12 protein-coding genes and 1 pseudogene are annotated in these 18,644 nt (G+C 26.2%); 11 read left to right on the forward strand and 2 right to left on the reverse strand.

The annotated features are described in order from the left end of the window. Positions 1-923: 923 nt before the first annotated feature. The 6 genes and pseudogenes from EXC48_RS00745 to EXC48_RS00770 all read left to right on the forward strand — a co-directional run. Positions 924-2,807: pseudogene (locus EXC48_RS00745) on the forward strand (ABC transporter permease subunit); the annotation flags it as partial. Positions 2,808-2,809: 2 nt separating this feature from the next. Then, a complete protein-coding gene (locus EXC48_RS00750) occupies positions 2,810-3,769 on the forward strand; it encodes a sugar ABC transporter permease (protein WP_129720420.1) in 960 nt (319 codons plus the stop codon). 2 nt (positions 3,770-3,771) lie between these two features. After that, positions 3,772-4,983 (forward strand): ABC transporter ATP-binding protein, encoded by a 1,212-nt coding sequence (locus EXC48_RS00755; RefSeq protein ID WP_015286943.1) that lies wholly within the window; start codon positions 3,772-3,774, stop codon positions 4,981-4,983. 3 nt (positions 4,984-4,986) lie between these two features. Continuing rightward, on the forward strand, positions 4,987-5,661 hold the full coding sequence (locus tag EXC48_RS00760; protein ID WP_015286944.1) for a hypothetical protein: 675 nt from the start codon (positions 4,987-4,989) through the stop codon (positions 5,659-5,661). A 94-nt stretch (positions 5,662-5,755) separates the two neighbouring features. Then, complete coding sequence (locus tag EXC48_RS00765) at positions 5,756-6,496, forward strand: GntR family transcriptional regulator (protein WP_015286945.1); 741 nt, start codon at positions 5,756-5,758, stop codon at positions 6,494-6,496. Between the two features lie 148 nt (positions 6,497-6,644). After that, a complete protein-coding gene (locus EXC48_RS00770; protein WP_015286946.1) occupies positions 6,645-7,379 on the forward strand; it encodes a GntR family transcriptional regulator in 735 nt (244 codons plus the stop codon). A 28-nt stretch (positions 7,380-7,407) separates the two neighbouring features. Here the strand turns inward: EXC48_RS00770 and EXC48_RS00775 are convergent, their stop codons facing one another. After that, positions 7,408-8,766: an aldehyde dehydrogenase family protein gene (locus EXC48_RS00775; RefSeq protein ID WP_165035613.1), complete on the reverse strand. Its 1,359-nt coding sequence runs from the start codon at positions 8,764-8,766 to the stop codon at positions 7,408-7,410. A gap of 122 nt (positions 8,767-8,888) precedes the next feature. Between EXC48_RS00775 and EXC48_RS00780 the strand changes: the two genes are divergently transcribed. The 4 genes from EXC48_RS00780 to pgmB are packed head-to-tail and all read left to right on the forward strand — an operon-like array spanning position 8,889 to position 15,617. Continuing rightward, positions 8,889-10,922 (forward strand): alpha-amylase family glycosyl hydrolase, encoded by a 2,034-nt coding sequence (locus EXC48_RS00780; RefSeq protein WP_041593839.1) that lies wholly within the window; start codon positions 8,889-8,891, stop codon positions 10,920-10,922. Positions 10,923-10,926: 4 nt separating this feature from the next. Further along, positions 10,927-12,567, forward strand: coding sequence for an alpha-amylase family glycosyl hydrolase (locus tag EXC48_RS00785; RefSeq protein WP_129720422.1), 1,641 nt, complete (start codon positions 10,927-10,929; stop codon positions 12,565-12,567). A gap of 7 nt (positions 12,568-12,574) precedes the next feature. Continuing rightward, positions 12,575-14,959, forward strand: coding sequence for a glycosyl hydrolase family 65 domain-containing protein (locus EXC48_RS00790; protein ID WP_129720423.1), 2,385 nt, complete (start codon positions 12,575-12,577; stop codon positions 14,957-14,959). Continuing rightward, positions 14,952-15,617 (forward strand): beta-phosphoglucomutase, encoded by a 666-nt coding sequence (gene pgmB / locus EXC48_RS00795; protein WP_129720424.1) that lies wholly within the window; start codon positions 14,952-14,954, stop codon positions 15,615-15,617. Before EXC48_RS00790 ends, pgmB begins: the two co-directional genes overlap by 8 nt. A 233-nt stretch (positions 15,618-15,850) precedes the next feature. On the opposite strand, the gene EXC48_RS00800 is transcribed toward pgmB, so the two are convergent. Then, positions 15,851-16,582 (reverse strand): GumC domain-containing protein, encoded by a 732-nt coding sequence (locus EXC48_RS00800; RefSeq protein ID WP_129720425.1) that lies wholly within the window; start codon positions 16,580-16,582, stop codon positions 15,851-15,853. A 979-nt stretch (positions 16,583-17,561) separates the two neighbouring features. Here EXC48_RS00800 and EXC48_RS00805 point away from each other — a divergent pair. Beyond that, positions 17,562-18,629 carry an McrB family protein gene (locus tag EXC48_RS00805; RefSeq protein WP_129720426.1) on the forward strand — a complete coding sequence of 356 codons (1,068 nt, stop codon included), beginning with the start codon at positions 17,562-17,564 and terminating at the stop codon, positions 18,627-18,629. Positions 18,630-18,644 lie beyond the last annotated feature (15 nt).

Consider the following 18,644-nt stretch of genomic DNA (forward strand, 5'->3'; position numbering starts at 1 on the left):
TGCGCAATTATTATTTTAATAGAATTATTATAATAACGCATTAACAAGGGTTCGACTTCTCATTAATCACGATAATATTATAACATTAAATTCAGGAAGTCAATGAAAATTTTTAAAAATAGGGAAAAATGATTTTGTATTGCATTTATCAGGTTACTTTTTGCGACATAGTAACCAGTAGAATTATAAAATTTTAATTAATCTATTTTTTTAATATTTTTATAATCTTGTTTATGCATAATATAAAATATCTATAATACATATATATTATATATATAATATATATGTAATTAATATATAATAAATAAAAATATTTGTTAAAATATATTTTTATTTATTATATTATAAGTATACTTATAATATATATTACTAATACTTATTAATAACTTATTAAATATATTACTAATACATAAATAAAATAAAAACATTAAGTCTTTTATTTTATTTATGTATATTAAGTATAATAATATTACTTATAAAGGATAAGTTATTAATGAGTATTAATTTTTACTTTTAAAATTTATTTTGAAGTTCTAAATAATGTTATAATTTATTTGTTAGATAACGGGGATTTATTTTTACTTATTAACAATAATCAATAGTAACAAATAAACATAAACAATAACCTTATTATTTTTTAGGGGACTTCGCAAGTGCTTGCGACAACTTGCTTCAGTCCCTCAGATGATAAAGGTATATTGTAGAATATGTTATTTTTTACAGTTATTGTTAATAAGTTCTCTCTTATTATTAATTGAAAATTATATATATATATAAAATCTAAAAAAATAAGTGTACAACCATTTGATTTTAGTTACAATCATCTTACAAAAAAAGAGTTACAAGAAAAAATTACAAAATTAAAAGAGTACTTTATAGTAAGTAATTTTAATGAACAATTAGCAATTATTGCTATTCAAAGTTTTTTAACATCAACAAATATTAAAAGAACAGAATATGAAGGCAATTTGTTACTTAAGTCACAATACAAACAAAAAATTGGTACTATTAAAAAGTCTTATAGTTATGAGGGGATATATAATCTTGAAGAAGCTAAAGCATTAAAAGAGAAATTTATAGATTATAGAATAACTAGACTTAAATATAGATATGAAAAAATAGATGCAAAGTATCAATTGCATTTATTAAAAATAAATAATGTTTATCAAAAAGAAAAAGAAGAGTTTAACACCAAAAGAAATGAAATTCAAAAAGAATATCAAGTTAGAATTTCAGAACTAAACCAAAAAATTAAAAACAAAGACATTTCTAAACAAGCTTATAAAAATAAGCTTGTGGAATATAAAATATATAGAAAAGAAGCGATAAATGAAGCTAAGTTAAAATCAAAAATCCAATCAAATAAAGAAATTTTGCGCTCATCATTCTGAAGAGAATTAAGTGAATATAAAGTTAATTTGAAAGTGTATGAAAGTAAGATTAATGAAGCACAAAAGACAATTCCGATTGAAACAAGTAAAAATCTTCGTTATTTTGCATCAATGCTAAACTTTATATTTCCAGGATTATCAGAATTAATATTCTTTAAACAATTTACAAAGGGAATATTAATGAGCATTGTTTCAATTATCTCTATTGTTGGAATAATACCATTTTCATTTGGGGCTTATTGAGATGAAATGGGCGGAATCCCAGGATTTAGTGATTTAGGTGCTGGAATACATAATAATGCTCTTGGAATTTTACCAGATGCCAGAGTTTACTTGTTTGGCGGGGTCATATCTGTTATATTAATGGTATTTGTCTTAATATATCACTCGGTAAGCTCATTAGGAGCATATAGAGTTGCTAAATTCTTGGAATATGGTTCAAGACCTAATAAATGAACGCACACCAAACGATGATTAAATTCTAGCGGTTTTCCGTGAATGATTTCTCTTGTCGGATGAATGTTGATGATATTCATTGTTGCAACACCAGTTATAACATCCATATTAGTTTCATTTACCAATTATGGATTTGAACACTATGCACCTGCACAAACTGTTGAATGAGTTGGATTAAAACAATGAGGAAAATGATGAACACTTAGAGAAAATCGTTTATTCGAATCATTACAAAGCGTTATTTTATGATCGATTATATGAACGATTCTTTCTACATTATTCCCGATTTCTCTTGGTATTTTAATAGCAATATTAACAAACAATCAAAGAATAAGATTTAAAAAAATATTTAGATTGATCTATATATTACCATGAGCAATTCCTGCCTTTGTTACACTATCATTTATTCGTAGTATGTTTATTGGTGGTGATGAAGGACTGATAAATAAAATTTTATTAACTATCGGATTAGTGAAGGAATCGAGAAATTGATTGCAAGAAATCGGAACTGCTAGAGTACTCGTTATAGTAGTTCAAACCTGAATAGCGTATGCTTGAATCTTTATGCTTGTAACTGGCAATTTACAATCAATACCAAAAGATATTTATGAAGCTGGTTCAGTAGATGGGGCAAAAGGAAGACAACTTTTCTGATATCTTACTTTACCATCCTTGTTACTTTCTATTGCGCCTATGTTAATTGGTCAATTTGTTGGAGCATTTAATAACTTTACAACCATCTCAATTTTCACAGGTGGTGGACCTGCGTTTCCTAACCCTACAATTTTTGGTGAAGGTTCAACAGACATTATAATTTCGTGAGTATTTAAAATAACCACTGGTGGTATTCAATTCCCAGGTAACCAAGCATTTGCTGCTGCTTTAACTACTCTTGCTGCATCATTTAGTATTGCAGTGAGTGCAAGAGGATTTATAAAGACAATGTCAAGGAGAGACTAATTATGTTTGATAAATTAAAACGTACATTATTTTATAAATATCAATTTGACTCAGTATCAATAACTCAAGCAAAATTAACTCCAAAAAGATTGACGTTTAATGAGTCTGATGCAAAACCACCAACTGCTTTAGAAATGATTTGATTATTCTTTAATTATTTAATACTAGTATTTTGAGCGATCATAATATTATTCCCAATAGTTTCATTGATAATTTCTTCATTCAACGTTGCTAATATCCGGGTAATTGGATTACAAAAATTTGAATTTGGATTTGATAACTTTGAATACTTATTTACAAGTGATAGAAGTTTATTCACCACTTGATATGCTAATACTTTAATTATCGCTGGAATGACTTCATTAATTTCAACTGTAGCAGTTGCATTAAATGGTTATGCTTATTCTAGATTTAAATTTACAGGTTCTAGACATTCATTAACCATTGTTATGATGTTGCAATTAATACCAGCGACTTCATCTTTAATTTCATTATATATATTAGTTAAATTAGGTGGAACTTTAGGAATTCCTCCAATTTGAATGTTAGTATTTATATATTCAGGTGGATCAATAGCTGGAAACACATTTATGTTGAAAAGTTATTTAGACACTATTTCAAAAGAGTTGGATGATTCGGGAAAAATAGATGGATGTAATAATTGAGGTTTATTCTTTAAAATCTTATTGCCGGTGATTAGACCTGCCTTAATAATGGTCGCTTTATGAACATTCTTAACACCATTCACAGATGTTATCTTGCCTAAATTTGTTTTAATTGAAAATGATCAGAAGACACTTGCGGTTGGATTAGATGCATTTATTAATGCTGAGCCAAAACATATTAATTATGGTGCATATTCAGCCGGTTCAATCTTAGCAACACTACCAGCTTTTGCTTTATTTATGTATCTACAAAAGTACATTGTAGGTGGATTAAGTGATGGAGCAGTGAAAGGATAAAAATGTTAAATAAAGACGACAATATAATCAAAAAACGTTCTGATATTGATCTTGATGATTATGGTTTTGAAACTATTGATATAGATAAAATGGTTTCTGAAATTGGAGAAATATATAATTCAAACTCTGGTGCGCATATTAAATTAGTTAATATTTCCAAAAAATATGAAGGTAATGAAAAATATACACTTGAAAATATTAATCTAGAAATTAAGCCTGGAACATTTTGTATCTTTTTAGGGCCTTCAGGTTGTGGTAAAACAACTTTACTAAGAATGATTGCAGGATTAAATTCGATAACAAAAGGTGATTTATTATTTAATAATAAAAGATATAATAATTTACTTCCAAATGAACGTAATATAGCAATGGTTTTCCAATCATATGCTTTATATCCTCATATGAATGTTTATAACAATATATCATTTGGATTAAGAATAGCAAAAGAAAGAAAAGACATTATAGATAAACGTGTCAAAGATGTTGCTAAAATTCTAAAAATTGATGATTATTTATATAGAAAACCACGTGATTTATCAGGAGGACAAAGACAACGGGTAGCTATTGGTCGGGCAATTGCTAGAAAACCACTTGTCTTTTTAATGGATGAACCACTTTCAAATTTAGATGCTAAATTAAGAGAAAACATGCGTAGAGAAATAGTTAATATTCACCGTATGTTAAATACTACAAGTATCTACGTTACACACGATCAATTAGAAGCTATGACTATGGGTGATCAAATCGTTGTATTTAATGATGGTAAAATCCAACAAAGTGGAAAAGGTAAAGAATTATACTTTAAACCAGCAAATGTTTTTGTTGCGAAATTTATCGGATCACCTACTATGAATACTTTTGAAGCCGTTTATAATGATGGGTTCATTTATGATGAGTCTGGAAAAATAAACATTAAATTAGACAAAGAAACTGCTGAAAAACTTTATAATAACCAAAAATTAATAATTGGTTTTAGAAGTGAAGATTTAAGAATTTCATATACAAATGTTGATAATTCAGCGCTTGGAAAAATATCAAGCATTGAATTAATTGGTAAAGATCAATTGGTTCTTGTTAAACTAAATGATAAAACTGAATTCATTGTAAATGCTACTAATAGTGATGAGTTCGAATTATTTACTCATGTATATGTTGAATTTGTTGTCTCAAGAATTCATATTTTTGATAAAGAAACAGAAAATAGAATTAACTAAATTATGAATAATGAAATAAAACTTTTAGACACAAATTACTTAAAAAGAAAAATTTTCTTATCTATTTTATTTGTCTTACTTTTAATAGTATTTATTTTTCAATTAGTGATGGTTGATAAATTTATAACTAGAATTACATATGAATATAATTATATAAAAGAAGGTACATCAAGTAAAAATTGAGCTGATGAATTAGTTTATAAAAATTCTGAATCATATCAATTACGCTATGTATTTCATAGTCTAAATTCAATTATATTAATATTAACACTAATTTCATTAGTTTTGGTTTTTATTTCATTATTATCATTATTCCTTAATATTGATAATGGAGATAAATATTATCCATATCTTACTTGAATAATTCCGATATCATTTATTTTATTATTCTTCTTACTATCATTACAACCTGAAAATATTAATAAAGTTGATGAAATACAAATTGAGGTTGAAGGGGAACCGCCAACTAAAGGAATTAAAAAAGTTCCTGGTATACCTTTTGGATATGAATTAGTATGATCTTCTATGTTATTACAGTTTGCTAATATATTCATTATCTCAATCGCTAAAAAATCATATGGTTTTATAACTAAAGATTTTATTTTACAAAAAAAACCTCAAGAAACAGCTAATCTATATAAAGAACTTCAAAATAAAATAAAAGAAATTAATAAATAGACCAAAATTTGGTCTTTTTATTAATTATTTTTTGCTTTATAGGATGAAATATAAAATCTAATTTAAATTATTAAAATAGTTGTAAAATTGATATATGAGTAAAAATGTTTATGAGAAGAATATTAATAGTGCAGTTGATATAAAAAATAATATTAGAGTTAAGCAAGTGAAAAGTAATGAAGATTTTACAAAAACTAACAATATTATTTTGTATTTAATGGATTTAATTAAATCTAAAAAAATCCCGGTAAATAAAATAATGCCATCTGAAAATGCATTAATGCAACGATTTAATTGTTCAAGAAGCGTAGTAGTGGCCGCTTATCAGAGATTATCTTCATTAGGCGCGGTTTATACAATTTCAAAACGCGGTCATTTTGTGGCTGAAAATTTTCACAATTTAATTAAACCTGTTAGTTTAATTTTAAAGGTAGAAAAACAAGAAGGATATGAAGAAATTGATTTTATTTGACCTGAATGATTCGAAAAGAAAAACATTATTTTTACTGAGGGTGCTAGAAAGTTTAAAAAGACATACTATAAAAATGATGAATTAATAGCATATTCAGATATTTGAATATCTACTAAAAACATTGCAAAAGATGAAATTATTGATGCTAGTAAACCACTAATTGATGTTTTAGATGAAAAAGAAACAATTACTAACATTGTCTATGAAGTTCAATATGAGAACTTTTTCAACTACTTTGGTTTTGAAAAAATGATGGTATTAACTTTATTCGGCTATGATGAAGATAGTATTTGTATTGCTGGAAAATATTACATCAAACCAGAACATTTTAAACTCTTTTATCAAGAGTTTTCATTATTATAGAGGTAATATTTTAACATTCTTGTTCTATTAACATATTTTTTTAATTTTTTATTATTTTTTAAAATATCTTAACACTATATACAAAATTGTTTGCATATTATTGAAAAATTGTATTGTAAAGATTATGTTATTTTGGTAAAATACTTTTATGAATAAAGCGACATATAAAAAAAATATTGAAAGTTATCCTGAAAGTGTAGGAGCAGTTAGAAATAGATCCTTAAAAGATGACGATGTTACTAAAACAAGCAATATAATTCAATATTTAATTAGTTTAATAAAATCTAAAAAAATTCCCGTAAATAAAATAATGCCTTCAGAGCACGCTTTAATGCAACGTTTTAATTGTTCAAGAAGTGTAGTTGTATCTGCGTATTTAAAACTTAATGCATTAGGAGCAACTTATTCAATTTCAAAACGTGGTCATTTTGTGGCTGAAAATTTTCACAATTTAATTAAACCTATTAGTTCATTACTTAAGGTAGATAAGCAATGAGGAGAAGAAGTATTTGATTTTCAATGACCATCTTGATTTGATGAAAGAAACATTATTTTTACAGATGGCGCTAGAATGTTTAATAAATATTTTTATAAAAATAATGAATTGATAGCAGAAGCGGATGTTTGACTATCAACAAAGAATCTTGATATTTATGAACCAATTGATTTATCAATACCATTACTTGATTCTTTATCTGAAAGAGAACCAGTTAAAAACATTGTTTATGAAATTAAATATGAAGAAGCAAATAGATTAGGATATGAAAAAATGATGGTAATCATATTCTTTGGATATGATGAAGATAGTATTTGTATTGCCGGTAAATTTTATATTAAGCCAGAACACTTTACATTTTTTCATCAAGAATTTTCATTATTATAAAAACCAAAACTACTTGTTTTGGTTTTTATTATTTTTTAAAAATTCATTCTAAAATTTGTTTTTTAAAATTAGTTTCTTTTCCAAATGTTAGAAAGCTTGGTTTGATAAATGAAAAACTTTTAAAGAAGCTTTTAGGGTTACTAAACGATTTAAATCCTTCATACCCATGATATCTGCCATTACCAGAATTGCCAACTCCACCAAAAGGCAAATAAGTATTTGATAAAAATGAAATGGTATTATTGATAATTACACTACCAGATTTAAAATATTTTTCTATTTCAAAATTTCGTTTATTCTTTCCAAATAAATAGATAACTAATGGATTAGGTTGTCTTTGCAAAATATTTTTAAGTTCATTAAAGTTTTCAAAACTTAAAATAGGTAAAATAGGACCGAAGATTTCTTCTTGCATAATTCTTTCATTCTGTGAAGCAAAATAAACAAATGGTTCAATTGTTAACTTTGATTCATTTTTATTTAATAATGAGAGTTTGTCATTGTCTAATAGTGATAATATTCGATTAAAATGTTTTTGATTAATAATTTTACCGAAATTATCATATAGTTTATATTCATTTAATTGTCTTTTAAATTCTTGATAAAACTCATCTTTAATTTTATTGTCTATTAAAATATAATCATGAGCAGTGCAAATTTGGCCGCTATTTAAGAATTTACCAAAAATAATATTTTTGACCGTTGATTTGATATTTGCATCATCAAATACGATACTTGGGGACTTTCCGCCAAGTTCTAAAATAGTTGGAATTAAATTCTTAGCTGCATTTTCTGCGATAATTTTTCCAATGTTTGATGAACCTGTAAAGAAAATTAAATCAAAATTAATTTCATTAAAAATTTTAAATTCATTCATATCATTTGATGAACAGTACATTATGGATTCATCAAAATTATCATTAATTATTTTATTTATTAAAGTCCATGAATTTTCTGAAACCTCTGATGCCTTTAAAATAATCCTATTACCAGCAGAAATAGCTGCAATTATCGGATCAAAACTAAGCAAAAAGGGATAATTTCAAGGGCTATATATTCCAACTACACCATAAGCCTCATATTTAATATAGCTTTTAGAACCAAATAAAAATCAAGGAGTCTTAATTGATTTTGGTCTAGTTCATTTTTTTAGCTTTTTAAGCGTTAGATTAATTGAATTATAAATTAAAGATATTTCACTATAGAAAGCTTGGCTAGGTGTTTTTTTAAGATCTAAATATAAAACGTTTTCTATATCAGATTGATAAAACATTATTAATTTTTTTAGCTTTTTAAGAGTCTTAATTCTTGTTTTTAAATCAAGTGGACCATTATTTAAGTAGTTTTCTTTTTGTTTTAAAAATATTTGATAATTTTTTGTGTTCATATACCAAAAAAATACCACATTTTGAAAAAAATCAAGAAAAAAATCTACATCAATGCTATTGACTATGCAAGTTCATAACAAAAGTTTTTTTAATTAATTTTTACTATTTTATAATAGCAACTATGAACGCAAATATTAAAAACACATTGAAAAGTTTTAATGAATTTGATAATACTTTTGCTCATAAACACGATGATTTAGGTGTTAATATAATAAAAGATCAAATCAATATTAAACTTTGACAACCACTTGCAAAAGAAGTGAAAATATTATTATATAAAACTTCTAATTTAGATAGAAGCGAATCCTTTAAAATGGATAAAAGAGAAGATCTAAAAAATCATTATTCAGTTTGAGAGATTTCACTAAGTAAAGAGAAATATCAAGACTACTATTATCAATTTGAAATTATACAGGAAGACAACACTAGAACAATCGCCTTAGATCCATATGCTAAATCATTAGCCCCCTTTAATTGAGAAGGAAAAGGATATAAAGTTGCAAAAGGTGTTTTATTAAAAAAAGACCCAATAGAAATTGGCAAAAAACCTTGCGATTTAGATGTTAAATGAAATAATTCAGTTGATCCAATAATTTATGAAATGCATGTTCGTGATTTCACGAGTTTATTTGATGAATATGAAATAAAAGATAAATTGACTTTTAACGGTTTAATTCAAGCAAATATTTTTGAATATTTAAAGAAATTAAACATTACCCACTTACAATTACTTCCAATTCATGCAGCATATTCAGTTAATGATTTAGATCGAAAAATTTTATTAAAAAATCAAGGTTCAAAATGATCTACAAACTATAATTGAGGCTATGACCCGCTTAATTATTTTAGTATTAATGGTCTATACTCAACTAATGCAGAAAATCCATATGCAAGAATTGAAGAATTCAAGAATTTTGTTGATTTAGCTCATAAAAATGGAATAGGGATAATTTTAGATGTTGTTTATAATCATATGATGGATAATCATATTTTAGATGATGTTGTTCCTGGCTATTATTATAGAGATGAAGCAACTAAAAAACCTGTTATTTTCCCACCATTAGCTGATGAAAGATATATGGTTAGAAAATTAATGTTTGATTCATTAAAATATTTTGTAGAGGTATTTAATGTTGATGGATTTAGGTTTGATTTATCTTGTTTTCATCATAAAGAAACAATTGATTATATTGTTACAAATTTAAGAAAAATAAAACCTAATCTTGTTTTTCATGGTGAAGCTTGAAAATTTACTGATTTAAATTTAGAAGATTCATACATTAAAGGAATAACAAACAATAAACTCTTATTTGGATATTTTAACGATTCGATTAGAGATGCGATTAAAGGTAGTGAACATGAAGTAAATTCACCTGGATTAATTCATAAGTATAATAAAGAACAATTTTTAGAATATACTAGCTCAATTGTTGCCGGGTTAAAGAATTATTCATTTGGCGAAATACCACACTCGGTTGATTCATATTCATTATTTAATGAGGATGTTGGGATTAATTTGAATTATGCGGCTTGTCATGATGGATTTACCTTATGAGACAAGGTTAACATTTTCGCTGAAAATAAAACCTTTATTGAACGTATCGAGATGTATCGTCAGGGAATAATGATGAGTGTTGTGGCACAAGGAAGATATTTGATGTTAGCTGGAACTGAATTATTACAATCTAAACCTTGTGATTATTCTGGTGAAGAATCAGAAAGATGTGTAATTAGCCCTTATGATGATTTTGGTTTAGAACCAGAAAACAATTCATATTGTCCTAATTCATACAAAACAACTGATTATACAAATGGGATTAAATGAAATAATTTAAAAAATAAAGATGTTAAGAAGTATGTTTTCGATTTTGTTGCAGACTTAAATAAATTTAGAATGAATACAGATTATTTAAGATTAGACACAAATGAAAAAATAATAAAAAGATTAAAATTCTTAGAAAGTGATGTAGAAAAAGGGATATTAATCTTTAAGATAGACAACATAGACCATACAAAAGAATTAATTGTTATGCATAATTTTGGAACAAAAGATTATGATATCAAAAACTATAATGGGTCAGTGTTATTTGAATCAAAAATAGATAACAAAAATAATATATTACAAGCAAATTCAACAATAATAATGGAGAGATAAACACATGAAAGTAGTTAAACTAGAAGAAAAAATACTATACCAAATTTTCCCTCGTTCTTATTATGATTCTAATAATGACGGAGACGGTGATATAAACGGAATTACAAAAAAACTTGGTTATTTAAAAAAACTCGGAATTAATGCAATTTGATTATGTCCAACATATGAAACTAATTTTGTTGATGCTGGTTACGATGTTTTAGACTATAAATCAGTATGAAAACAATTTGGAACTCTTGATGATTTTATTAAGATGACTAAAACTGCTAAGAAATATGGAATCGATATTATAATGGATATTGTTTTAAATCACGTATCTAATGAACATGAATGATTTAAAAAAGCTGTTGCATCTGTAAATAATGTTGAACACAATTATTTCATTTGAAGAGATCAACTTACCGAACAAGAACAGAAGGCTCAAAGTATTTTTGGTGGTTCAGCTTGAGAATATGTGTCAACTATTAAAAAATATTATTTTCACCTATTTTCAAAAGAACAAGTCGATTTAAATTGAGAACATCCGGATACAATTAAGGCAATGGTTGATGTTATTGATTTTTGATATGACTTAGGTGTTAGAGGTTTTAGATTAGATGCCATAAAGCACGTTTCTAAAACTTTTGATAAGGTTGATGATAACCCTTACTTTGCTTGAAACGATAATGCTGTTGATTATTTAAAAAAGTTTAATGAATTGGCTTTTAAGGATAAACCGGATGCATATACCTTAGGTGAAGCAAGCGGAATTACAGCTGATGAATTATTAGAGTATGGTTCAGGACAAAATAAAGTATCTGATAATTATTTTAATTTTTCGTGATGATGAATTGGATGAGGATTAAAGACAGGAAGAAATGGTTATGATGCAAATTGAGATTATAAGCAATTTGTTTATCAACAAAAACCGTTTCAAGAAAATGAATTAATTAAACCACATATGTTTACTAATTTTTTATCAAATCATGATACCTCAAGAAGTATATCAAGATGAGGAGATGAAGGATTTTTCCACGAAGAATCAGCTAAAACATATGCCTTGATGATGTTTTCACTGAAAGGTATTCCATGTATTTATTATGGTGAAGAAATAGGAATGCTTAATGTTAAATTTAATAATCGTTCAGAGTTCCGTGATGTTGATATTAAAAATGGTTTTGCTGCGTTAGTTGACAATAAGAATCCTGAATATAGCGAGGATGAATTCATTAAATATTTAAATATCAACTCAAGAGATGCTGGTCGTGGATTAATGCAATGAAATAAAACTAAAAATGCTGGATTTAGTAAATCAACAAGTACCTGAATTAAAAATGGAAGAAATAAAGAAGAAATTAATGTTTCAAATGCATTAAAAAATAAAGATAGTATTTTTTACTTTTATAAAGAATTAATAAATTATCGTAAATCTAAATATCATAATGTACTTATTTATGGTAAATCAGATATTTATGTTGATGATAATGGTGTGATTGTAATTAAAAGATATGATCATAAAACAACTTTAATTGCGTATATCAATCCAACTAAAAATGAATTAAAATTAGATAGAGTTTGTGGAGAACAAATTTTATCAACCTATAAAGATAAGAAAATCACAAGTAATAAATTAAGACCTTTTGAGTCGGTTTTAATTAAGTTATAGGAGCAATATGAACTTTTTAAAGTATGATGTTGAGAATAAGACTATTTCTCAAGTTAAGTTTGATAGGAATGTTACAGCAAAAACAGAAAGTATTTTTGCACTTGGTAACGGTCGAATTGGTATTAGAAGTGCTGATGAAGAGAGAGCTTTTTATAATAAAGAAGACTTTTTTGTAAATGGAATATTTAATAGAGATACACGTGATGAAGTCTCTGAATTAGCTAATTTAGCCGATTTAATGACAACACCAATTTATTTTGATAATTCCGAATTTGAAGTATTAGAGCAAGATAAATATGAAAAGACTCTTTATTTGTATGAAGGTGTTTTAAAAAGAGAAGTAGAAATCAAAAGAGATTATGGTAAATTTCATTTAACTTTCGAGCGTTTTGTTTCACAGGATGATCTAAATGTTTATGGACATAAAATAACAATAAAAGCTATAGAAGTTAAAAATGAAAATGGTCTTTTAATTACATTTAAACCTGCTATAAATGGTCAAGTAACTAATAATGGAACACAACATTTTGGTGAAGGACTTAAATCACGTCCAACACAAAAATCATTACAAATGGATCAAACAACAACTATTTCAAAACGTTATGTTGTTCATAATCTTTTAACTAACTTATATTTTAATGATAAAGAAGTTGAAGGCGGAACAGATGATTATGTCGTTGAAATGAAAAGACGTTATATTGGATTCAAAATCAGACAAAAGGTTAAAACTGGTGATGTTTTAGTCCTTGAAAAAGTTATGTCTGTGCATACATCTGTTGATAATAAGTTATTGTTAAATAAAGATGAAATTAAAGAAATAGCAAATCAAAAACATTCATATTTATTGACTACTAATTACAATCAATTAAAGGCTGCATCTATTGAGATGATGGTTTCAAGAGCTAGAAAACAATTTTATGTAAAAATCGAAGGTGGAGAAGAGGCAAAGTATGACTTGTTAGCTCTTGATTTTGGTGTTTTTCACTTAAATGGATTTGTTCCAAGACATTCAAAAAATATGAACGTAGGAGCAAAAGGACTTTCAGGCGAAGGTTATCAAGGACACACATATTGAGATACTGAATTTTTTATTAATCCAATTTATTTATTTAATGAACCAAAAATCGCACGTAATCTGTTAACATATAGATACAAAGGTATTCATAGTGCAAGATTAAAGGCAAAAGAGGAAAAAGAAAGACCTGAAGAAAGTAATTTATTAGGGGCTCAATATCCATGAGAAATGGCGTGACCTACAGATGGTGAAGTTTGTCCATATTGAGGTCAAGCAGATGTTGTCACTGGAAAACAAGTCCCAATTACTTCGCGGCGTCAAGAAATTCATGTTTCTGCAGATGTTGCATATGCTGTAAACCAATACTTCCAAATTACTAGAGATTATAAATTTATGGAAGAAATGGGATATGAAATGATAATTGACACAGCTATATTCTATTCAAATAGAGCTGAAGTTCAACCTGATGGAACATATGAGATAAAAGATGTAATGGGTCCTAATGAATATAAAGGTAATATTGATAATAATGCTTATATCAATATGTTCGCTAAATATAATATTAATTTAGCTTTAAAATATATTGACTTTTTAAAAAGTAAAAAACCAGAGATTTGAGAAGTGATTCAAACTAAAATACCTTATGAAATTGATTATTCTAAACTTAAGTTAGTTGCTAATAATCTTAAACAACAAGCACCAAATAAAGATTTAATTATTGCTGAGAATGATCAATTTTTAGAACTTTCAAAAGTTGATATTTCTGCATTTCAAATGCTTGGTGACGCAGGTAAAAAATTATTTAGCACCAAGGAAGGTCAAAAGGTATTAGCATCACAATTAGTTAAACAAGCTGATGTTGTTTTATTACTAAATATTCTTCCTCACCTATATACAAAAGAAGTTAGAAAAGCTAATTTTGATTATTATGAACCTATTACAACTCACGATTCATCATTATCGCCTGCTACATACGCAATAGAAGCTGTACGATTAAGAATGCTTAAACAAGCTTATAAATTATTTAAGTATGGAATTAACATTGATTTAGGGCAAAATATGCACAGTTCTAATGCTGGAATCCATGCTGGTGCATTAGCTTCAATTTATCAAATGATTATTTTTGGGTATGGTGGTCTTGATTGACATGATGACAAATTACATATTAATCCAATTCTTCCAGAACAATGAACTAAATTAACATATCGATTTAAATATCAAAGCAATCATTTTGAAGTTATTGTTAATAAAGAAAAATTTAGTGTTCAAATGATTAGTGAAACAATTAAAAAACCTACCTGAATTTGAATTGGTGATAAAAAGGTACAATTTGAAAATAATGAAATTTATGAGTTTGGAGTAATTGAAAATGTTTAAAGGATTTATTTTCGATTTAGACGGAGTCATCACAGATACAGCTAAATTACATTTTAAAGCTTGACAAAAAACAGTTAAAGAATTAGGAATTGATTATTCAGAAGAAGAAAATGAAAAATTACGTGGTCTTCCAAGAATTGATACTTTGAAAGCTATTTTAGATATGAAAAAATCTTCATTATCTTTATCTGAAGCTGAACTAGTAGAAATAGCAAATCAGAAAAATGAGCTTTATAAAGAGCTTCTTAAATCTGAGATTGATGAAAAATCAATCCTACCAGGAATTTTAGAATTTTTAAATAAAGCTAAAAAGCACAACATCAAATTAGCAATAGCCTCAAGTAGCTATAATGCCCCTATGATATTAAAGAAACTTGGTATTTTTGAGATGTTCGATTATATTGTTAATCCAAAAGATGTTACAAATGGGAAACCGGCTCCTGACATTTTTATTAAAGCTGTTCAAGGAATTAATTTAAAACCTTGTGAATGCATCGGATTTGAAGATGCGCCTGCCGGGATTAAAGGGATAGCAGATGCAAAAATTAAATCAGTTGCAATTACACACAATTCAAATGAAGATTTTTCAAATGCTGATTTAGTGTTAAAATCAACATCTGAACTTGACTTTAATAAAATTTTAAAAATGTTTGATTAAATTAATAAAAACTTACTTAATATGTAAATATTGTTCGCCTTATTAAGTAAATCCAAAATGCAATGTTTGAAATTTGTTAAAAAACAACAATTTTTAGATTGGAAAAAATCATTCGGGCACTTCCGAGTGATTTTTTCACATATTTAAAAGGAGAATATTTATTCTGCGAAATGTCAACAAATGGATTTTAATGAAATATTACACAAAATCAATGAATTTGTAAATTGATCTAATTATAAAAGAATAAGATTGTAAAAACAAAATCCTATCCGGATTCAATTTTTGGGGAACTGTAGATAATTCTTAATTTTATCCGCTTTATTTTGAATATTAGTTTTCAAAGTAGATTTTTCTTGATTTATTTGATCAATAGCTGTTTTTGCTTCATTCTCAGCATCTACTAAATTATTTTCAGTAGCCTTAATTTCAGCATCTGTTAATTTTGGAGTTTTATCTTTAGCTGCTTCTGCCACTTGAATTGCTTGCTCTAATTTAGTTTTAGCATTATTTAATGTAGATTCATTATTCATTGAGTCTTTTGTTTGTTTTGACTTATTAATTTTTTTAGCTAATTTATTCAATGCATCATCATTTTTTTGAGAAGCGACGGTTTTTTCATCTTCAGCTGTTTTTGTAGCTCGGTCTAATGCATTGCCTTTATTATTGATATCTGAAAGAGAATCATTATTTGTAATACTTTCATTATCAGTAATAGCTTGTTGCAATTTATTAATTGCGACTGTTAAATTAGCAACGTTAGGATTTGATTTAAATTCCGCTAGTTTATCTTTAGCTTTTTGTAATTTATCAGAGAAACCTGATTTGGCTTGCTCTAATTTTTCTTTTGTGATTTCTAAATTTATTCGATATTTATTATTCATATTTGTTGTGCAACCGATAACAACGGAAGCAATAGGAATTATTATAGAACCTAAAACCAATATTAATTTATTTTTCTTATTCATTTATTTCGGAAATTAATCCTTTCTTATTTTTTTAAATCTTTCAACTAATTCTTCATTTCTATTCTTTATATCATCTATTGTTCAATAATCTTTTTAAGTTGCGAGATTTTTATTACAGATCTAAATTTTGTCGCCTTTTTATATCGCACTTTTAAGTTTGGATCTTTAAGTATAATCTTGTAAAATTCGCATAAATCGCTGAATAATTATTCAGTTTCTCTTCTTCTTTTTTGTGAATATGGTATTTGATATTTGGTATTAAAAAGTTGTATTAATTAGAATATTCTTAAATAATTTTCTAATTATTTCACTTTTTACTTCTATTTTGTTTTGTGTAATATATATCCCTTCTCCATAAAAATATGCCAAAAAACACCTAGTTGTTAGGCGTTAATTTATTGTTAAATTATTTATTAAGAGTTTACTCTCTCTCAATCTTATTAAAAGAGGATTAGAAAAAGAGATTGTGTATAAAATTCCTTTCACATCATTCATGATGTTTAATTACTATAAATTTTTTAATTGTATTAGTTTTTATTAAATAATATAATTCGTAAAGCTTAAAATTAGTTTTAAAATAAGGTATATTTAATAAATATATGCGATAAATGAGATATGTTATAATTACTTTATTTGGGAAGGATTTTATTAAAATTATAGGATTATTTTGTTAGCCTTTTGCAAATGATGTTGTTTTAAATACGTTAGAAGAAATTAAAACTAATGCTGCATAAATTTTAGTATTTTTTTGTGTTAAGAATTAAGAAAATTGAAACAATCTAAATCTTGTATATACTTTTTGGTAACGAGGTAAATATCATTGTGCAGGATTTATTTAATATAAAATGATCATAAACTTTTAAAAAATGAGTAGTAATTATTGTTCAAATAATTTTAGATTATTTAATGATTTTGGAATAATGTTTTGTTTAAACGCAGTTATTTACTAGTTATAAAACAAAGATTTTAGGGGATAAACATGCAACTAAATAAAGAACTAAATAAAGAAAATATTGATATTAATAAATTTACTGAATATTCACAATCATCAATAAAATCAATTTTAGATAAAGCAATAGAGAAACATAAGCAGATAATTTTAACAGGAGCTCCAGGAACGGGTAAAACTTATAATGTTAGATCTTATGTTAATGATCAGATTGAACCAAATGAAAAGAGAAGTGAATTTGTTCAATTTCACCCGTCATATGATTATTCAGATTTTATAGAAGGATTGAGGCCAGTTATTTTAGACGAAGCTACTATTGAAGAACCTACGTTTGTAAAAATGGATGGTATATTTAAAGCATTTTGTAGAAAAGTAGTCTCTGAAAATTACGATAAAATTAAAGCTAAAAATCCAACTGAGGTTAATTTGCCATTCAGCGACCTATATAAAAAATACGAAGATAATTGTACGGATAAATATTTCTTTATCATTGATGAGATAAATCGAGCTGATTTGTCTAAAGTTTTTGGAGAACTAATGTTTGGACTTGAAAAGTCTTATAGGGGAATTGAAAATTCATTTCAAACGCAATATAAAAATCTAAAAACATATGAAATACTTACGAACGGGAAAGGAAAAATAATTGATTTTGATTGTTTTTCTAAGGGCTTTTTTATTCCTAAGAATTTATACATTATTGGAACTATGAATGATATTGATAAATCAGTCGAATCATTTGACTTTGCTCTAAGGAGAAGATTTAAATGAATTGAAATAAAGGCTAATGAAGTTGCGCATATATCATTAACTGAAATATTAAATAATAGTTCTCCTGAACAGATTAATACCTTGGTTGATAAAATCAAAAAAATGAATAATGTTATTTCTGATTCTGTTGAAGGAAGAAAATTAGGTCTTTCAGAAGCTTATCATATTGGTCATGCATATTTTAAAAAAGTTGATTTGAATAACCCCTTAAGTTTAAAAAATATTTTTAATAAAAATATCGTCCCAATTCTTAAAGAATATACAAGAGGAAGACAACAATCTGATATTAATGATTTTATTGCTAAATGTGCTGAAGCATTAGAAGTTTAATATGAAAAATAGAAT

The sequence above is a fragment of the Mycoplasmopsis cynos genome (assembly GCF_900660545.1).
Classification (GTDB): domain Bacteria; phylum Bacillota_I; class Bacilli_A; order Mycoplasmatales; family Metamycoplasmataceae; genus Mycoplasmopsis; species Mycoplasmopsis cynos.